This is a genomic window from Bacteroides acidifaciens (genome assembly GCF_024623065.1).
Lineage (GTDB): Bacteria > Bacteroidota > Bacteroidia > Bacteroidales > Bacteroidaceae > Bacteroides > Bacteroides acidifaciens.
Genome location: NZ_JANJZR010000049.1, coordinates 1 through 15,750, shown reverse-complemented (window position 1 = coordinate 15,750; position 15,750 = coordinate 1). Strand labels below are relative to the sequence as shown.

At 38.3% G+C, this 15,750-nt stretch carries 27 protein-coding genes; 24 read left to right on the top strand and 3 right to left on the bottom strand.

The window, feature by feature from the left end:
- Window positions 1-467: 467 nt before the first annotated feature.
- Together NSB03_RS13730 and NSB03_RS13725 are read right to left on the bottom strand one after the other, a co-directional pair.
- A complete protein-coding gene (locus tag NSB03_RS13730; protein ID WP_004326694.1) occupies window positions 468-806 on the bottom strand; it encodes a hypothetical protein in 339 nt (112 codons plus the stop codon).
- A gap of 1 nt (window position 807) precedes the next feature.
- Entirely contained in the window at window positions 808-1,578 is a 771-nt protein-coding gene (locus tag NSB03_RS13725) for a S24 family peptidase (protein WP_004326695.1), read from the bottom strand.
- A gap of 776 nt (window positions 1,579-2,354) precedes the next feature.
- Between NSB03_RS13725 and NSB03_RS13720 the strand changes: the two genes are divergently transcribed.
- The 13 genes from NSB03_RS13720 (at window position 2,355) to NSB03_RS13660 (ending at window position 9,598) form a co-directional block, all read left to right on the top strand.
- Window positions 2,355-2,558 (top strand): hypothetical protein, encoded by a 204-nt coding sequence (locus NSB03_RS13720; protein ID WP_004326696.1) that lies wholly within the window; start codon window positions 2,355-2,357, stop codon window positions 2,556-2,558.
- Entirely contained in the window at window positions 2,555-2,806 is a 252-nt protein-coding gene (locus tag NSB03_RS13715) for a helix-turn-helix domain-containing protein (protein ID WP_024987683.1), read from the top strand. The genes NSB03_RS13720 and NSB03_RS13715 overlap by 4 nt, the downstream gene beginning before the upstream one ends.
- Window positions 2,807-3,190: 384 nt before the next feature.
- Complete coding sequence (locus NSB03_RS13710; RefSeq protein WP_009132292.1) at window positions 3,191-3,892, top strand: hypothetical protein; 702 nt, start codon at window positions 3,191-3,193, stop codon at window positions 3,890-3,892.
- 71 nt (window positions 3,893-3,963) lie between these two features.
- On the top strand, window positions 3,964-4,932 hold the full coding sequence (locus NSB03_RS13705) for a PD-(D/E)XK nuclease-like domain-containing protein (protein ID WP_032581971.1): 969 nt from the start codon (window positions 3,964-3,966) through the stop codon (window positions 4,930-4,932).
- Window positions 4,929-5,837, top strand: a complete 909-nt coding sequence (locus tag NSB03_RS13700; protein WP_004326700.1) for a recombinase RecT — start codon at window positions 4,929-4,931, stop codon at window positions 5,835-5,837. Before NSB03_RS13705 ends, NSB03_RS13700 begins: the two co-directional genes overlap by 4 nt.
- Window positions 5,837-6,061: a hypothetical protein gene (locus NSB03_RS13695; RefSeq protein WP_004326701.1), complete on the top strand. Its 225-nt coding sequence runs from the start codon at window positions 5,837-5,839 to the stop codon at window positions 6,059-6,061. The genes NSB03_RS13700 and NSB03_RS13695 overlap by 1 nt, the downstream gene beginning before the upstream one ends.
- A gap of 162 nt (window positions 6,062-6,223) precedes the next feature.
- Window positions 6,224-6,670, top strand: a complete 447-nt coding sequence (locus NSB03_RS13690; protein WP_227086125.1) for a hypothetical protein — start codon at window positions 6,224-6,226, stop codon at window positions 6,668-6,670.
- Between the two features lie 57 nt (window positions 6,671-6,727).
- Window positions 6,728-6,955, top strand: coding sequence for a hypothetical protein (locus tag NSB03_RS13685; protein ID WP_117928592.1), 228 nt, complete (start codon window positions 6,728-6,730; stop codon window positions 6,953-6,955).
- A 1-nt stretch (window position 6,956) separates the two neighbouring features.
- Complete coding sequence (locus NSB03_RS13680) at window positions 6,957-7,385, top strand: hypothetical protein (RefSeq protein WP_008673371.1); 429 nt, start codon at window positions 6,957-6,959, stop codon at window positions 7,383-7,385.
- Between the two features lie 3 nt (window positions 7,386-7,388).
- Window positions 7,389-7,667: an HU family DNA-binding protein gene (locus tag NSB03_RS13675; RefSeq protein WP_004326704.1), complete on the top strand. Its 279-nt coding sequence runs from the start codon at window positions 7,389-7,391 to the stop codon at window positions 7,665-7,667.
- Between the two features lie 6 nt (window positions 7,668-7,673).
- Entirely contained in the window at window positions 7,674-8,417 is a 744-nt protein-coding gene (locus NSB03_RS13670) for a hypothetical protein (RefSeq protein WP_009132286.1), read from the top strand.
- Between the two features lie 160 nt (window positions 8,418-8,577).
- Window positions 8,578-9,387, top strand: coding sequence for an SPFH domain-containing protein (locus tag NSB03_RS13665; RefSeq protein WP_004326706.1), 810 nt, complete (start codon window positions 8,578-8,580; stop codon window positions 9,385-9,387).
- A gap of 1 nt (window position 9,388) precedes the next feature.
- Window positions 9,389-9,598 carry a hypothetical protein gene (locus NSB03_RS13660; RefSeq protein ID WP_004326707.1) on the top strand — a complete coding sequence of 70 codons (210 nt, stop codon included), beginning with the start codon at window positions 9,389-9,391 and terminating at the stop codon, window positions 9,596-9,598.
- Window positions 9,599-9,613: 15 nt separating this feature from the next.
- Here the strand turns inward: NSB03_RS13660 and NSB03_RS13655 are convergent, their stop codons facing one another.
- Window positions 9,614-9,757 carry a hypothetical protein gene (locus tag NSB03_RS13655; protein ID WP_155520064.1) on the bottom strand — a complete coding sequence of 48 codons (144 nt, stop codon included), beginning with the start codon at window positions 9,755-9,757 and terminating at the stop codon, window positions 9,614-9,616.
- Window positions 9,758-10,134: 377 nt separating this feature from the next.
- On the opposite strand from NSB03_RS13655, the gene NSB03_RS13650 reads away from it, so the two are divergent.
- From NSB03_RS13650 to NSB03_RS13600, 11 genes are all read left to right on the top strand, one after another.
- A complete protein-coding gene (locus NSB03_RS13650; RefSeq protein ID WP_005794319.1) occupies window positions 10,135-10,590 on the top strand; it encodes a RuvC family protein in 456 nt (151 codons plus the stop codon).
- Window positions 10,590-10,862, top strand: coding sequence for a hypothetical protein (locus NSB03_RS13645; protein WP_024987684.1), 273 nt, complete (start codon window positions 10,590-10,592; stop codon window positions 10,860-10,862). Before NSB03_RS13650 ends, NSB03_RS13645 begins: the two co-directional genes overlap by 1 nt.
- Entirely contained in the window at window positions 10,863-11,399 is a 537-nt protein-coding gene (locus NSB03_RS13640; RefSeq protein ID WP_008775804.1) for a hypothetical protein, read from the top strand.
- Window positions 11,400-11,520: 121 nt separating this feature from the next.
- Window positions 11,521-12,489, top strand: coding sequence for a DNA cytosine methyltransferase (locus tag NSB03_RS13635; protein WP_032581969.1), 969 nt, complete (start codon window positions 11,521-11,523; stop codon window positions 12,487-12,489).
- Between the two features lie 5 nt (window positions 12,490-12,494).
- Entirely contained in the window at window positions 12,495-12,914 is a 420-nt protein-coding gene (locus NSB03_RS13630; protein ID WP_007846640.1) for a hypothetical protein, read from the top strand.
- Complete coding sequence (locus tag NSB03_RS13625; RefSeq protein ID WP_005794327.1) at window positions 12,796-13,464, top strand: hypothetical protein; 669 nt, start codon at window positions 12,796-12,798, stop codon at window positions 13,462-13,464. The genes NSB03_RS13630 and NSB03_RS13625 overlap by 119 nt, the downstream gene beginning before the upstream one ends.
- Window positions 13,436-14,146: a TIGR02757 family protein gene (locus NSB03_RS13620; protein ID WP_005794329.1), complete on the top strand. Its 711-nt coding sequence runs from the start codon at window positions 13,436-13,438 to the stop codon at window positions 14,144-14,146. Before NSB03_RS13625 ends, NSB03_RS13620 begins: the two co-directional genes overlap by 29 nt.
- An 8-nt stretch (window positions 14,147-14,154) precedes the next feature.
- Window positions 14,155-14,739 carry a hypothetical protein gene (locus NSB03_RS13615; RefSeq protein ID WP_024987685.1) on the top strand — a complete coding sequence of 195 codons (585 nt, stop codon included), beginning with the start codon at window positions 14,155-14,157 and terminating at the stop codon, window positions 14,737-14,739.
- A gap of 51 nt (window positions 14,740-14,790) precedes the next feature.
- Window positions 14,791-14,970, top strand: a complete 180-nt coding sequence (locus NSB03_RS13610) for a hypothetical protein (protein ID WP_005794333.1) — start codon at window positions 14,791-14,793, stop codon at window positions 14,968-14,970.
- 54 nt (window positions 14,971-15,024) lie between these two features.
- Window positions 15,025-15,390, top strand: a complete 366-nt coding sequence (locus NSB03_RS13605) for a hypothetical protein (protein WP_005794334.1) — start codon at window positions 15,025-15,027, stop codon at window positions 15,388-15,390.
- Complete coding sequence (locus NSB03_RS13600; protein WP_005794336.1) at window positions 15,347-15,601, top strand: hypothetical protein; 255 nt, start codon at window positions 15,347-15,349, stop codon at window positions 15,599-15,601. Before NSB03_RS13605 ends, NSB03_RS13600 begins: the two co-directional genes overlap by 44 nt.
- Window positions 15,602-15,750: the final 149 nt, after the last annotated feature.

The following is a 15,750-nucleotide window of genomic DNA, read 5'->3' as shown; positions in this document are numbered from 1 at the left end:
GACGAGAACCCTCCGGAGCCTTCTTCTCATAAAAACAGAAAAAGATACTCGAAAACAATTCTCACAATAGTATTGAGCAGAATTTGAACAGGCTCTTAGTAAATCAAACGTTCTTATGAATTCAAATTTGAAACTGAATGTTATGTGTCGGAGACACGAAAAGTAAAGGTACAAAATTTAAAAAGTAACCTATATATAACATTCATTATTTCAGGTGGTTAGAACACATGAATGTTACACATGGATTGGTCGCACGGGTTACTAATAGTTGGTCGCACATTATGCACACTATTTTTTTAAAGTGTAGCAAAGGTAAGAACATAAAAAAGCACTGATATATTGAATATCAGTGCTTTTTTATGTTCCTAATTCTCCTTTGCGGTGCGTACGGAACTAACACATTTTACTATTATACTGATAATCAGCAAAATACTTGTTAAAAATATATTAATGGTATCATATTTATATCATCTCCGCTTATTTTCTTCTATAATTTTATGCAAAGCTTCTATTTGCATCATTGCACCCTCATAAGCCGCTTTATAATTGACATTCGCATCAATATCCGTCTCAATCATATTCCCTTTGCCAGTACAAAGCCACTTCACATTCAATTCCGGGAACTTATCCACAATACGAGCTATTATATCAGTTCCAATAGCCCCCTTCCCGTTCCTTATGGAATTATAAATGTATCTATTTGATAATTCACAATAAGCCTCAAACGAGTTCTCACCTTTGACAACTCCCTTATCACGTGCATACCTTGCAAATTTTCGTAATCTGTCAATAGCCCTTTCTTCCATATCAAATAATCTTTTGACTTATTATGCGTAATGCTTGCCACATCCCCCTTATTTCTCTTCTCTCGACATCTAACTGGCCATGCTTGGGGTTATCAGCCTTTAAAGTCAGCACATTATCCAAGAAAAGACTGTTTTTCAATATCCGCTTGACTGAAAGTGTTTTCCCATACACAATACTCACAACTCCTGACGCGCTTTCCCACAAACCTTCTTCTATTTTGCGAGCAAGAATTTTAGCTCCGTCCGGTATAGTTGGCTCCATGCTGTCACCACGTACCTGAAAGACCATATAAGAATCATCAAGCACTTCACCTTCTTCCGGCATGACACCATAAGAATCAATTTCATAAGCTGTGTTATATAAGCTTTCGACAAATGAAGCCGCAGCATCTATCGGAACATATTTTACTTTTACAAGAATATCTTGAAGATAAGGAGCTACTTTACTAATCGTAGAGTCTGATTGCATTCTCGCATTTTTCAGAGCATCCCTAATATCCTTCTCCGAAGGTTCTATCTGTCCTGATGGAGTCTTTGCAAACAAACCTTCTCCAGTATATAGCCATGCCCTGCTCACATCATACTTCTCACAAAAAGCATCAATTGTTTTTTTACTTGGTAACTGAATCCCTTTTTTTATACTGGTAAGAGTTGATTCACTGGATATAATATTGTCTTTCTTCAATTTATACCCACTCAAACCACAATATGAAATTGCTTGCAAAAACCTTTTTGAGAGATCACTCAATTTTTTATCGTCAACTTCTTGCATACTTCGTAAATTAAGTAGTATATTTGCATCCGTAATAGTAGCAGTATTACCACATAAATTGATTAAACATCCTATTTGGAGTTTATATATAGAAATCCGTAAATAGCTGCTACCTATTTGCGGATTTTCTTTTTCTCCACATTGTGTAATCGGCGGTAGGCCGCATAGCGGAGAGACAGAGGGTTACACTCTTACAACTCAATACTGCGAAGGGCGTGCGATATTGAGAGGCAAACGAAACCGGGATGCCTGCACAGCTACAAGTAAGCGAAAAATCCGGGAAGTCGGGTAACTTGTTAATGCCCGGCCAGCTAAGAACGGCGTACTTATACGAACGAGACATTTCTTATGCTGCATATAGCAAAAACGGGAAACCGTCTAAGGGCTAACTATGCAGCAATCCAGCACCTTACCGAATGAGATCGTCTTTTACTTCTTCAATTATTACAATACTAATAGAACGACATTACTTTTTTTTCAGAAAGCTTTCTTTTTACGCAAGCCTCACTTGTATAACATTTTATAAACCAGCAACTTACATTAAAATATGTTTTATAACATACGAAATACTACAAATTTTATGAAGTATTTTATTGTACTTCTGAAAATATGAAGTATATTTGCAACGTCAAACAAACAAAGAGTGTAAGTTTGAACAACAAGAAAGCTGGCGACTTCAAAAGCCACTTACTACATATCTCATTGGCAAATGTAGTTGTTAGCTTTCTTTTATGCAAATTTTTTGTGGAAAATTTAAGTATAAAATAGAAAATAATATGAAAGTAACAAAGAAAGATATTCTAAGCATTAAAGCTGGTTCTTCCAAAGTGATGCAGCTGGATTCTTACAAGGATTGCGTCAATGCAAGAAGCTACGCCTATCAATTAGCTTTTACTGATCCCCGTGAAGACGTTGAAAGATATTCAATATCCATCGACAAAGATAAAAATCAGATAACCATCGAAGCGATAAAGAAATGAACCGTTCAGATGCCAGAATGATTGCAGAAGAACTGCACAAGTTTATTCGCAATGATGTGAGAAAGGCTGTAACAGAAATGGCGACTGCTGAAACCGAAGAGTATTTGAATGCCAAACAAGCTGCTGTATTTCTCGGATGGAAGTTGCAAACCTTATACAATCGAATACATGATATTCCTCACACCAAAAATGGCAAGAGTCTCATTTTTACCAAATCAGCTTTGAGAAAATTCATGGAAAGAAAATAATCCCGGACGGATTTGGCCGTCTTTCCGGGAACTAACAAAACGTTCTTTGACATATTGTATAGTCTGAACAAATAAAGACTTAAAACAAGGTTTACTGCTTATCTAAAGGGCGAAATAGACCGACAAAGTAGCCAAAGCGGATTAGTGAAAAGAGTGTGAATACAGACTGCCAATAAGAAGATGCAGCACACGAATCACTAAGTTATCAAAAACAACTTATATTATGACAAAGTAAACGTAGGGCGTTTATAAATACATTCTTAATTGAATAGATACTTTAAATGATATATATACCCGTGCTTCGCAAGAAGCGGTCACCGCTAAAAAGCTACGGCCAACAATCCATCGGAACGCGGACGGGAACACATTTTAAATGCTAAAAGTATGAAAGGAATTACAGAAATGACCGAGCAAGAGATTCTTGCGTTAACGGAGGAAGATGTACAGAAATTGATTAAACTCCGCATGATGGAGGAAGGTATCAAAATTATGGATAAGCCGGAGGTTCCCGAATTGTTTGAGATTGAACCTGCTGATTTGAAAGTGTTCACGATCCCATTCTTTGAAGGTTACGCTTTTACAGACATGGAAGAAGCGAATGCGGTAGCAGAAGCATTACGTAATGCGAAAACCCTTCGCAAAGTTGAATACGATTGGAACAAACTCGGAAGCGACTACAAATATCTCGTCAAGAAAGATAAATACAATTACTCTATCAAGCCAGACTTTGAGGTTAACTGTGGCTTTGTGTATTCAAGTGAACTATACGAAAAGATTTCAAACTTTGCCGCACAGAACAAGGTTATGAAAGAACAAGCAGCGAAAGACCAAAAAGAATATGACGAAAAGATGCAAGAAGCGTCCGGTATTATCTCGGAAATAAGCGGACGGGTTAAAGAGGTCAAAGTTAAGTATGAGCGATTGAATAGGCTTACTTACAAATTCGCTACTGACTATTATCCCCTTTCCGATCACAATGAGGATATGGCAATGAAGTTTATGGCTAAAGCCTATTCTTTTACAGATAAAGAAAAAGAATACATATTACAGAATTACAAAGAATTACTATCCACAAGTGATGAATAAGTTTTTTAGTTAGTTATTGGCTCCTTGCTTGCGAAAGTAGGGAGTTTTTTGTAAAACTCCAAATTCATTATATGAGTAATATAGAAGATACAATTTACAATCTGCCAAATGAAGAATACCACCGTGGAGAAAGATTCAAAGATTTCCTAAGTAGTACGCAGATTAAAGATTATATGGTGTCCCCAAAGTTTGCCCGATACAAGGCATTGCACCCTGAAATGTTCGAGATCAGTATTGAAGCTTCTGAAAAAGGCTCGCTGTACCATGATGCAATGGAAAGTCTTGTTAATACTGGAACACTTGACAAATGGAGAAACAATCTTCTTGTATTTGAGCCACCTATAAATCCTAAAACCGGCTGTCCGTATGGACGAGACACCCAAAAATATCAGATTGCACTAATAGAGGCCAAAGAATCAAATCCCGGTAAAACATTGACAAGCACAACCGATATACAATTGGTTGAAACAATGGTTTATGAGCTTCTTAATAATTGCCGGGACACCTCCAAACAGATTAGGCAGATATTAAAATGGGGAAAAGCCGAAGTTAGCCATTTCGTTGAATACGAAGGATGCAAGTTCAAATATCGCCCTGATGTGGAAACGGCCAAAAAAATTGTTGACTGGAAAACATTGGCGGTTGATGATCTTCATGAAGAAACAGTTAACCGGACTATCGCCAAATTTCATTACGGTATTTCGGCAGCCTTCTACCAGTTTTTTGAACATGAACGTACTGGAGTATGGAAGGAGTTCTACTGGGTTATGCAACAAAAGACAGCTCCCTATGACGCAGTATTTGTCAGTGCAGCTAACTGGGCTTTCCATTTGGAAGACGGAATTGTGAAAATGGGGGCAAGCGCATTGGCATTCAAGAAATTGTTAGACCAGCATGTTTACTGTACACAAAACAATGATTTTGACGGTGCACAGATATTTATTCAGCCGGGATTCAAAGGACGAAGAATAATGGTGCCGGACACACCTGCATTTGAAAAGAACAAGATGTTTAACTTTTATAATAATCAAGAACAATGAGTAAAACAGAGAATCAATCCCCCCAACAAGGGAACTTGGGAATGGAACAACACAATGCTCCTTCACCAACAAAAACAGAACCGGTCTCCCCAACACCTTCCACACCACAACCGCCCGTTCCTTCTGCCCCACCAGCCTTTCCAGTACAACTGAAAGGATTGGAAAGCTGTTTTATCTCCCCTAAAAAGGCATTTATAGCAGCTGGTGGCACAGAACAGCAATTTGCCCGTGAAGTCAATTTCGCTATGCAGGCAATGTTGAATAATCCTTATTTGATTGACTGTGCCCGGCAATATCCCGATCATCTTGTCGAAGCAATCAAAAACGTTTCTCTTACCGGTCTGACGCTCAATCCTGAACTAAGGTTGGGGTATCTTGTACCGTACAAAGGCAAAGTGAAGTTCCAAGCTTCATACATGGGTAAAGTTGATATTTTGATCCGCACCGGTGTTGTAAAAGATATTTATTCTGATTTGGTTTATGCTAATGACGAGTTCAGCATGACAAAAGGTACCGGTGGCACTATCATCCACAAACCCAATGTATTCGGAGAACGTGGTGATCTTCTTGGAGGCTACTATTTTGCAGTCTTGACTTCCGGTGTTGTAAAATTCGATGCAATGCCCAAAGCACGTATTGAAGAAATAAAAAGTCGTAGTGAGGCTGTCAAGAAAGGCAAGCAATCCCCGTGGGACACAGACTTTGAAGAAATGGCTCGAAAAACAATCGTGAACTGGGCTTTCAAATTCCTGCCCAAAACCGGCATTTCAGATTCCATGATTAAAGTTCTTGAAACAGAGAGCCAGTTGGATGATGAAATGTTTGAAGACTGGAAAAAGGCACAAGGTCAGAAACCGGACGATTTTGAGGAAGACGATACTCCATACGCAGAAGAAGTCAAGTAATGGATTCATGTGAAAAAATTAGTAACAGTATCACAGCGGCTAAAGAACTGATCGAAAATGAAACACGTTCTTTGGCTGCTTTACATAAAGCAAAACAGCTTGAAAAAGAGCTTCATAAATCCGGCAAGTTGTTTCGTATTCCTACAATGAACGGAATTATAGAAACAACCTGCCCGGAAAAATACATAGAATACAATAACCAGTTTAAAATCAAATTAAAATGAGAACAGTAACAGTTGAAGTGCCCGAAGGACACATGGTAAAAATCGTGAAAGAAGAAAGTATGCAACCTACTCAAAAAGTTACGGGGGGGTAAATTTGAATTTGAGGGTGAGACATTCATCCCCGGTGACGTAATTATCAATCCGAATCGCGGAGGGGGCAGCATGATGATTCTCTCTGAAATTAGAGAAGAAAGGCCACTCTCTTTTTTACCGGCAATTAAAGTACCTTTCGGCCTTGTCGCCTATGTTCCTTCCAATGATGAAGGTGACAGAGTTTTTGTAAGACTCACACCCGAAGCTGGTATCGGAGGCATGAAGGGATTCCGTAAAGCTACGGAAGAGGAAAAGGCAAAGATGCTTGCCGCCATGAAGGAAGAAAAACATTACTCCTTCAATTTTGAGAAGTTACAGCCTGAATATATCCCGACTGTCGGCGATGTTGTTATTGTATGGGATGATAATAGCAAAGAAAATGCGGTAGTCGGTGTTATGAATGAAATGGATAAAACAGTCAGGCCATACAAGATAAATGATGGTACTTGGTATGGGAACTGCGACAAGTTCGTTTCAGAAGAACAATATAAAAATTTGATTGATGGGAAAGAGTAAATCTAAATCGGGGGGGCGAGAAATTACACTCCCCTTCTCACAGCTCGCCCAAAGGGAATGAGCTACCAAGAATATCGTGAACGCAGAGCCTATCAGAACGCATGGTTGAAAGAGCGACTGAAAGGCTTTATTTGTTATGTATCGTCTGAACTGGTTGTATATGACAAAATAACGGGATTACCCCGATTATTCAATCATCGTACAGATGATATACACAAAGCAAACATAAGGACTAACCCACAGCCATTTGTCGGTTCTGCCCGATATGGCTTAAAACCTTTATGATATGGATAAAGAACTATTTAAAGATAAGAATCCATTGCTTCGCAGACAAATGTTGGAAGACAATTGCGCAGCAGTTGAAAGAATTACCTATACTTCTCCTTTCAGCGAGGAAGAAATGGGTGAACGGAAAACGGAGTTGGCAAATATTGACCTTGACATGGCCGCACTGGAAGAAGAAAAGAAAGCTTTCATGCAAGCATACAAGGACAAACTGAAACCTAAAAAGGAACGTAAAAAAACGTTGCTTACCGATATAAAACGTGGTTATGAGGAAATTACGGATGAATGCTTTAAGTTTATGGATCGTAGCACCCGTACCACCGGATATTACAATGGTAATGGCGATTTGGTTAAAGAACGTCCGATGGAGGCACAAGAGATGCAAAAAACGGTCTTCGAGGACATTGAATCTACTGGTACGGAGGGATAAGCCATGAGAAAAGAAGAACTTATCAAGCAAGTAGCCGAATCAACCGGTATTGCTATTTGCGAAGTCCGAACAGTTATAGAAGCAGCATTGAAGGAAACCGTGGATGCAGTAGCTAATGGAAGAACTCTTTATATCAGAGGTTTTGGTACACTGTCACCCAAACACTATAAACGAAAAGTTGCTCGTAACATACACAAAAACGAGACTATTGTCATAGCGGAGCATTATACTCCACACTTCAAACCAGCCAAATCATTTAAAAACAGAACTAAAAATTTGTAGAACAGCATGGGAAACGAAAAGATGCAAGTGAACTTTGCTCCGGGTATGACCGAAGCAACCCTTAGAGTTATTGAACTTCACGAAGAAAATGAGTTACCGGTACTGGAGCCTGATAAGGTAGAATTAGCCGGAACAATTGGAAGTGTTCATGAATTTCTCTTGAAAAGAATCTCTGAAAAAGAGCAGATCAATCAGAAACGTTGCTATATTCTTGTTGATCGGGAGAAAATGACACTTAAACTTGTCACCAATGAAACTGACAGTAGGAATAAAGCTACTGTAAGAGGTGAGTTGAAATACTATCCCAAGTTTCTTGAATTTGGTATTAACACAAGCAAGACATGGGAACCGGTGCAGCTTTCAAAGTTCTTCAAAATGAATCGTGCCTTCTTCAAGGATGCACAATACAACATGGAACTGGTAACAGTCTTGAAGAACTTCAAAGCCAGCATTGACTCAAAAGTGGAAAACTCCCGACAAGACAACGGTAGTCGCACTGACAATTACAGCCAAGTTGTCAACTCCAATCTTCCGGCCTCATTCAATCTTATTGTTCCGATTTTCAAAGGTCGCCCGGCAGAAGAAATTGAAGTGGAAATCATTGCAGATGTGGATGGGCGTAACATTCGATTATCCCTTTGCTCCCCTGGTGCAGAAGTGATAGTGGAAGAAGAACGCAACAAGGCCATTGACGAGCAATTATTGTTGATCCGTAAATTGGCACCGGATATTGCCATTATCGAACAATAACAATGAAGACTGTAAAGAAATACTGGAAGCCGGTACTTGTCGTATCGGCTTTCTTCATTGGCAACCGCGTATTCAATCACATAAATGCGTGGTTGGGAATTTCAATAATTATGCTGACAGTAGCATTTATAGTTTATAATATCATTAAAAAAAGTAGAAAATGAAAAGAAAGATTGATTTTTTGATTGTGGCACTATTTGCCGTTGTTTTGTTTGCTTCATGCGAAAGAGTTGCTCCCAATTATGCCGGTGTCCTTATGGAGAACTACGGCAAACAAGGGAAAGAAGATTTTAAAATCGTTGCCGGTAAGGTATCTACATGGGAATTAGGCACAGAGCTTTTTCAAGTTCCGCTATTCGATCAGCGTGGAGAATTTTCTGATCCAGTCACACTAAAAGCAGCCGACAATACAGAGTTTACAGCCCGGCCAACTTACTCTTATAAAGTAATGAAAAACAGGGCTATTGATATTGTATTTGATAACAAGCATATTGATAAGGCTGACACCCCATCGGGAAAAGATGGCTTTATGCAATCATTAGAAGATAATATTTTGGAGCCACGTATATATGATCTTATCAAAGAAGAAAGTCGCAAACATAAAACAGACAGTCTGATGGCTGACGGTGGTTCATTGGTATTTGAAAAGAGACTGGAACAGATCGTTGATAAAGAATTTGAGAAACGGGGATTGCAGTTGTTGACCTTCTCCGCACAATTGGAATTTTCAAGAGCTGTCCGCGATAAAATAGATAGCCGTAACGAGGTAAACACTAATATTTCGGTACTTGATCAGAAGATTGAAGAACAAAAGAAGCAAAACGAACTGGAGCAACTAAAAACAGAACAAGCTTTAATTGCGTCCCGTGGACTCACCCGTGAGATTTTATATAAACAATTTATAGACAAGTGGGACGGGAAGACACCTCTATATGGCATTGCTCCTGAATTTTTAAAAATGACAAAATAATATGCTGACATTTCAACAAAGAAGAGATACGATATTGTCTCAATTTGCACAAGCAAAAGCCGATTTGGAAACACTTAATAGTGATATTGATGCAGAAATCGAAAAGAATAAATCTGTTATTTCTACACTAACTTCTAAAAATACAGAATTGGCCTCTTTAAAAAGTAATAATGAAGGCTCAATCAAGACTTTTGCTAAATTCCTAAAATAATAATTATCAACCCGATTAATAATCAGCTTCTCCCGGTGTGGCTTGACCGCCTATCCGGGAACTATCATGCCTCACCTTTTTTCTTCTCTTTGCAAGTCGAGTCGAGTACGCTGCATACGCTCCACGGCGGTAGATACTACAAAGAGTCTTTTTGTTCATGTAAAATGCCTCTATTGTAGAGGCAAACGGATAAGTGGCGAAATCGGAAGACGCTTAGTTTCTGTGGTAAAAATGCACGAATAGCATCACGAGTCAGGTAATATGCTATTAACACTTGACATACGTACAAACGGAAGCAGAAACGAAAATCCTGATTGCAACAGTTCCCGGTTCGAGTCCGGGCTTATCCACATAAATCAATCATTATGAAAGTTGAAATCCCCGACTATTTCCTAAAATCCTTTATCCGACATTTTGAAAGGATAACCGAGAATTGTAAAGCTTCACCTTCTGACATCAAGACCAGTGAAGCACTAAGGCTTGGAAAGAAAGATGTAATTAAGCTCAAAAGATTTATAAACAAAAAAGTATAATTTATGAAACGAAGGATCATAGGTATAGATGTTGGCAAAAACGGTGGAATTGTAGTGTACGACACCGAGAATAACAAATTATTGGAGTGTATCAAAATGCCACCAACTCCCAAAGACTTATTAGATTTTCTCTCCATATACAAAGAAAATAGCGTTTGTTATTTGGAACGAGTGAATGGCATGACCGGACAAAGTGCTTCTGCCTCTTTTGTTTTTGGAGAAGGTTACGGACAGCTGACTATGGGATTGATAGCTTGTGGGATTCCGACAGTAACAGTATCTCCACAAACTTGGCAAAAAACTATAGGATTACGAAATACAGACAAATTGGGTAAGACAGAATGGAAAAACATCTTAAAGAAGAAAGCCCAACAGCTGTTCCCGTATGCAAAAGTTACATTGGCAACTTCGGATGCCTTACTAATATGTGAATATGGTAGAATTAAAGAAAAGGAATAATGGAAAAATTAAAAAAATGTAGCAAATGTAGCCGGGAACTTCCGGTCAGTGAGTTTTGGAAAAATGCTTCAACCGAAGATGGATTGCAGACATATTGTAAAGAGTGCGGTAATGTTTATGCCAGAAACCGTAAGAAAACTCCGGGGGGGAATTTGAAGAAAATATATTCCAATCCTGAATTGGCAAAATTTTCTCCACGGGAACTTATCGCAGAATTGAAAGCACGTGGATATACCGGAGAATTGAAATACACCCAAACAATATCATTATAAATGGAAAAGTTACGTCTATTGGTTACAACCAAATGTCCGAACAAATGTCCTATGTGTTGCAACAACTCATGGGATTTTTCAAAATTACCAGTTGTTGAGCACTTTAATTACAAAGAGATCATGATAACTGGTGGAGAACCACTTTTGTTTCCTGAAAAACTGGCAAATTTGGCTGAAAGTATCAAAACCGTTCAAAAATTGGCCTATGGCAATAAAGGAAAATTATTTCTATATACGGCACTGGCTGATATGCTCCCCAATTATATCAGATACTTCGATGGAGTTGTTTACACTCCACATTCTGTTAATGATGTTCATAGTTTATTGGAGGCCAATAATTTTTTGTTGGACTACAAAGATGAACTTATGGAAAGTAAATCTCTTCGACTCAATCTTTTTCCTGATATTAAAAAGCATATTCCTGATAACACAGACCTTTCGTTATGGAAAGTAAAAGATATGAAATGGATCAAAGATTGCCCGGTTCCAGCTGATGAAGAATTCAAAAGAGTAGCTGAATTATGGGAGGTGGAATGATGAAAGATGTAATTACCCCCCCCAACATCTCTATCCTTATCGCTGGTCTTTAGAAGATGCTGTTTTTACTAAAGATAAAGGAAAGGTATTTTCTTGTTTTGCATGTGGCGGTGGCTCTACTATGGGTTACAAAATAGCCGGTTACGATGTTATTGGCTGTAATGAGATTGATCCACGAATGATGAAATGCTATGAAACAAACCATCATCCCCAGTATAGTTATTTGGAAGATATTCGTGATTTAGTGAAAAGGAATTATCTTCCCGAAGAATTGTACAATTTAGATATATTGGACGGATCACCACCTTGCAGTACATTTAGCATGTCGGGATTACGTGAAGATGCGTGGGGTAAAGAAAAGAAATTCAAGGAAGGTCAAAAGACACAAGTTTTAGACACGCTCTTTTTTGATTTTATTGCACTTGCCAAACGCTTAAAACCTAAAGTCGTTATTGCTGAAAATGTGAAAGGACTTCTTTTAGGGAATGCGATTGATTATGTCAGACGTATATACAAAGACTTTGAGGAAGCTGGTTATTATTGTCAGCATTTTCTTCTTGATGCTTCTAAAATGGGAGTACCTCAAAAAAGAGAACGTGTATTCTTTATATGTATCAGGCATGATTTGGGAGTTCATTTTCTAAAAGTTTCAGACCTCTTCAATGTTGAGCCACATATTTGTATGAAGTTCAATGAAATACCCATTTTGATGAAAGAAATAACAGACTTTAAGGGGAAAGAAATTAAAAATGGTACAAAAATTCGATATGTTTGGGAACATAGAGAAATTACTGATAAAGACATGTCTGATACATGTATGCGGCTATACGGTAAAGAGTTATTCTTCTCAAAGAAATATACACTTGAAGATCGCATCTGCAATACGATAACTTCCAAGCATGATGATTTGATACACTTTACACAGCCTTTATATCTAAGTACATCTGAAATCTGTAAAGTCTCTACTTTCCCCATCGACTATAACTTTTGCAACCAATCCCCACATTATATCTGTGGAATGAGTGTACCACCCGTTATGATGGCGCATGTAGCCTCACGAGTATGGAAATATTGGTTATCTAAATTATAAATCAAATGAAATCAGAAGAATTAGCAACCCAGTGGTGTCGGGATCATCCTGATGCAACATTGGAACAAGCATTCATGGCCGGATTAGGCCATAAGATGAATATGAATAAAGATTCTCTTTCTGCAAGGAAAGACAAATTCAGAAGTGAAGTCCTCATGTACAGAGGGAAATATCCTGATGATATGTTGAAGGACTTTTTCGAGTATTGGACTGAATGCGGAGGACGGAAAATGCGCTTTGAGAAGGAACGTACATTTGAAGTTTCCAAACGTTTAGTCAGATGGTCTAATAATGATTTTAACAAGTATGGGAAACAACTTAATTCAAGTCAACAGCAATCTCCCGGCAACCGAAAAGAAAGCGTTGAAAGACTTGCTGACCTTGCAAGCGGAGTATTACAAGGGATTGCACGTAAGTTCGATTAAAGAAGCTGTTCTCAACACTCCTAACCTACCACTCTCCGTTATAAGAAAAGAAATCACATTGGCTGGCGCAAGAGCCATACTGGTAATTGCGATTAACGAGCTTGTGTCTTTTTTCAATGTCGGAAAAACGATGAATGATGTTCAAGTGGCACTTACCGCTGATCTAATAATAGACAGATTCTATTATCTCAAATTGGAGGAAATCAAATTGTGTTTCCGTAATGCTATGGCTTCCGGTAAGATTTACGATAGACTGGACGGTAATATCATTCTCGGCTGGTTAAATGAATACGATGTACAGCGTGATGAAATTGTTTCTTCTCTTTCAATTAATGAAGCCCATGAACAAAATAATAACAGCACTGGAATGTTCTACGGAGAATATATCAAACATCTAACTGAAAGATCGGAAAATGGAGATGAAGAGGCCAAAGAATTATTGGAATCCCATCAATCATTCATACAAAGGATGAAATCAAATGATAAAGAAGCCGCTTTCAAAAAATGGAAAGAAGAATATTATGGAAGAACTAAGAAACAAACTACTTGACTGGGCAAAACAATTTGAAACACCTGATTTTATAAAAGATGATCCTATATTCTTCCCACATAAGTACAGTGATAAAAAGGACATAGAAATCAGTGCCTTTCTTACTTCATGGATAGCTTTCGGGAATCGCAAACTGATAATGCAGCAAGCAGAAATTTTGGATAATCTAATGGGTAATTCTCCTTATGACTTCATTATGAACAAAGTATGGGAACAATACAAAGAAAATACAAATACCTTCTACCGTATGTTCACCTACCATGACTTCTTCTGCATTTGCCAGCGGTTGTACAACATATATCAGGAATGGGATGATTTGGAAGTATTTTATGAGGGTTACAACAATGTTATCCGTGAAATACAAACAGATTTTGGTGGCGTAAAAGGTATTCCAAAATTGGAGCGTGATTCTCCATGCAAGCGTATTTGTCTGTTTCTACGGTGGGTAGTACGAAAATCGCCGGTGGATTTAGGTATTTGGACTATTATTCATCCAACAGAATTATACATACCATTGGATGCGCATGTTGCAAAAATGGCACATCAGCTTGGGATAACAACACGCAAAACAGAGGACTGGAAAATGGTTCAACAAGTAACCAATTACATGAAAACAATTTTCCCGGATGATCCGTGCCGGGGAGATTTTGCATTATTCGGATATAGTATTAACAATAAATAATTTACATTATGTCAGAACTTAAAATCACACAAGAAAAGGTAACAGCCGCTTTTAGTGAAGCAAACGACTGTCCTAAAGCAATTAGTATTCTAACAGCCCTATTCGGAAAGCAAAAGCCGGATTATACAGATTATCACAATATTAAAACCTACGAAGATGCTTGTGAAGCAATAGGTGTAAAACCCATTGTTCGCCTACTTGTTGAAGATGAAGACGGACACAAAGAAGAAGTGGCTGATATTGCACACCTCGCCTACATCAAACTATGCACTATTGCCCGTGCGTTAAACAACGATCCTGATTTTCCACGATTTACTAAAGATGAATACCGTTATACGCCGTGGTTTTATCTTTATAATCAAAAAGAAATTGATGAAATGGACGAAGAGGATCGTAATCGGCTGGTTCTTTGGGGCGGTGGTGCGTATGACGGTGCGTCTTGCGGCCTCGCTTCTGCGGACTCGTATAACGATTGGTCGTACTCGTATGCGAATCTCGGCTCTCGCCTTGCTGTAAAATCAAGTGAAATCGCAATTTACTTTGGAGAACAATTCAAAGAATTGTGGAAAGACTTTCTGATTGGAAAAAAGTAATCACACTGGGGAGGCCGCATCAAAGCGGCCTTTTCCATACCTTTTAAATCTATGACTCCAAAAGATTTTTTCGACAAAGTGGTGGAAATGCGCCGTTGCCAAAAAGAATATTTAAAAAATAAGAGACAGATAGATTTACGAATAAGTAAACAAATTGAGCGTGAAGTAGATGAAGAAATTGAACGTGTTCAAAAAATCCTTCACGACAAACAGAATCCGCAACTCTTTTAGACTATGGTTAATATGAAAATCCTTGACCTGCCATTAAAAGCAAAATGGTATGAAATGATCGAATCCGGAAATAAGAAAGAAGAATACAGAGAGATCAAGAAATACTGGATCGGAAGATTAGCAAAATGTGGAGGTCGCAATTCCTATGAAAAGACTGGTTTCTATTGTAAGAAAGCTATTTGTTTTTCTTGTATTACACGTGGAAACGGCTTTCACCCCAAAGAATACACTCATGTTCGCTTCCGTTTTGGCTACACCAAACGGACAATGCTTTTTGAACTTGAATCTATAACCATCGGAGTTGGTAACACCAATTGGGGAGCACCGGATAACGAATGTGTATTTATACTTAAACTGGGAAAATGTATCAAAAAAAATGAAAGTAAGGACTCAACAGAATTTCAACCGAAAAACTTATGAAACAGTATTCGGTATCAGCATCATGCCTGACGGTGGTAGAAGATATTGCAAATATCCAATAGGCCACCAAGAATACAAAGACTATACCCAAGCATACCAAGCTATGAAAGATGTACAAAAGATATTGGATAATGGAGGCCGATTAGTGTATTCTCCCAAAGGTAGTGCCGGGATTAATAAAAATGAATATGTAAAAATTGAAATGGCATAAAAATGAAAATATTAGTAAGTTTTTCAGGTGGTAAGGATTCACAAGCATGTTTAATCCAAGCCTTCAAACAATATGGGGGAGACTGTCCGAGAACTCCTCTTTAAACAGAGGTTTGTCGTTGTCCCTCCGCAATAGCCCCTGTTTGTAGC

What these genes read in the sequence shown, in the direction of transcription:
- NSB03_RS13730 (WP_004326694.1), bottom strand. Translation starts at nt 806, where the DNA reads ATGGAAGAAAGGGCTATTGACAGATTACGAAAATTTGCAAGGTATGCA.
- NSB03_RS13725 (WP_004326695.1), bottom strand. Translation starts at nt 1,578, where the DNA reads ATGCAAGAAGTTGACGATAAAAAATTGAGTGATCTCTCAAAAAGGTTT.
- NSB03_RS13720 (WP_004326696.1), top strand. Translation starts at nt 2,355, where the DNA reads ATGAAAGTAACAAAGAAAGATATTCTAAGCATTAAAGCTGGTTCTTCC.
- NSB03_RS13715 (WP_024987683.1), top strand. Translation starts at nt 2,555, where the DNA reads ATGAACCGTTCAGATGCCAGAATGATTGCAGAAGAACTGCACAAGTTT.
- NSB03_RS13710 (WP_009132292.1), top strand. Translation starts at nt 3,191, where the DNA reads ATGAAAGGAATTACAGAAATGACCGAGCAAGAGATTCTTGCGTTAACG.
- NSB03_RS13705 (WP_032581971.1), top strand. Translation starts at nt 3,964, where the DNA reads ATGAGTAATATAGAAGATACAATTTACAATCTGCCAAATGAAGAATAC.
- NSB03_RS13700 (WP_004326700.1), top strand. Translation starts at nt 4,929, where the DNA reads ATGAGTAAAACAGAGAATCAATCCCCCCAACAAGGGAACTTGGGAATG.
- NSB03_RS13695 (WP_004326701.1), top strand. Translation starts at nt 5,837, where the DNA reads ATGGATTCATGTGAAAAAATTAGTAACAGTATCACAGCGGCTAAAGAA.
- NSB03_RS13690 (WP_227086125.1), top strand. Translation starts at nt 6,224, where the DNA reads ATGATGATTCTCTCTGAAATTAGAGAAGAAAGGCCACTCTCTTTTTTA.
- NSB03_RS13685 (WP_117928592.1), top strand. Translation starts at nt 6,728, where the DNA reads ATGAGCTACCAAGAATATCGTGAACGCAGAGCCTATCAGAACGCATGG.
- NSB03_RS13680 (WP_008673371.1), top strand. Translation starts at nt 6,957, where the DNA reads ATGGATAAAGAACTATTTAAAGATAAGAATCCATTGCTTCGCAGACAA.
- NSB03_RS13675 (WP_004326704.1), top strand. Translation starts at nt 7,389, where the DNA reads ATGAGAAAAGAAGAACTTATCAAGCAAGTAGCCGAATCAACCGGTATT.
- NSB03_RS13670 (WP_009132286.1), top strand. Translation starts at nt 7,674, where the DNA reads ATGGGAAACGAAAAGATGCAAGTGAACTTTGCTCCGGGTATGACCGAA.
- NSB03_RS13665 (WP_004326706.1), top strand. Translation starts at nt 8,578, where the DNA reads ATGAAAAGAAAGATTGATTTTTTGATTGTGGCACTATTTGCCGTTGTT.
- NSB03_RS13660 (WP_004326707.1), top strand. Translation starts at nt 9,389, where the DNA reads ATGCTGACATTTCAACAAAGAAGAGATACGATATTGTCTCAATTTGCA.
- NSB03_RS13655 (WP_155520064.1), bottom strand. Translation starts at nt 9,757, where the DNA reads ATGAACAAAAAGACTCTTTGTAGTATCTACCGCCGTGGAGCGTATGCA.
- NSB03_RS13650 (WP_005794319.1), top strand. Translation starts at nt 10,135, where the DNA reads ATGAAACGAAGGATCATAGGTATAGATGTTGGCAAAAACGGTGGAATT.
- NSB03_RS13645 (WP_024987684.1), top strand. Translation starts at nt 10,590, where the DNA reads ATGGAAAAATTAAAAAAATGTAGCAAATGTAGCCGGGAACTTCCGGTC.
- NSB03_RS13640 (WP_008775804.1), top strand. Translation starts at nt 10,863, where the DNA reads ATGGAAAAGTTACGTCTATTGGTTACAACCAAATGTCCGAACAAATGT.
- NSB03_RS13635 (WP_032581969.1), top strand. Translation starts at nt 11,521, where the DNA reads ATGGGTTACAAAATAGCCGGTTACGATGTTATTGGCTGTAATGAGATT.
- NSB03_RS13630 (WP_007846640.1), top strand. Translation starts at nt 12,495, where the DNA reads ATGAAATCAGAAGAATTAGCAACCCAGTGGTGTCGGGATCATCCTGAT.
- NSB03_RS13625 (WP_005794327.1), top strand. Translation starts at nt 12,796, where the DNA reads ATGGGAAACAACTTAATTCAAGTCAACAGCAATCTCCCGGCAACCGAA.
- NSB03_RS13620 (WP_005794329.1), top strand. Translation starts at nt 13,436, where the DNA reads ATGGAAGAACTAAGAAACAAACTACTTGACTGGGCAAAACAATTTGAA.
- NSB03_RS13615 (WP_024987685.1), top strand. Translation starts at nt 14,155, where the DNA reads ATGTCAGAACTTAAAATCACACAAGAAAAGGTAACAGCCGCTTTTAGT.
- NSB03_RS13610 (WP_005794333.1), top strand. Translation starts at nt 14,791, where the DNA reads ATGACTCCAAAAGATTTTTTCGACAAAGTGGTGGAAATGCGCCGTTGC.
- NSB03_RS13605 (WP_005794334.1), top strand. Translation starts at nt 15,025, where the DNA reads ATGATCGAATCCGGAAATAAGAAAGAAGAATACAGAGAGATCAAGAAA.
- NSB03_RS13600 (WP_005794336.1), top strand. Translation starts at nt 15,347, where the DNA reads ATGAAAGTAAGGACTCAACAGAATTTCAACCGAAAAACTTATGAAACA.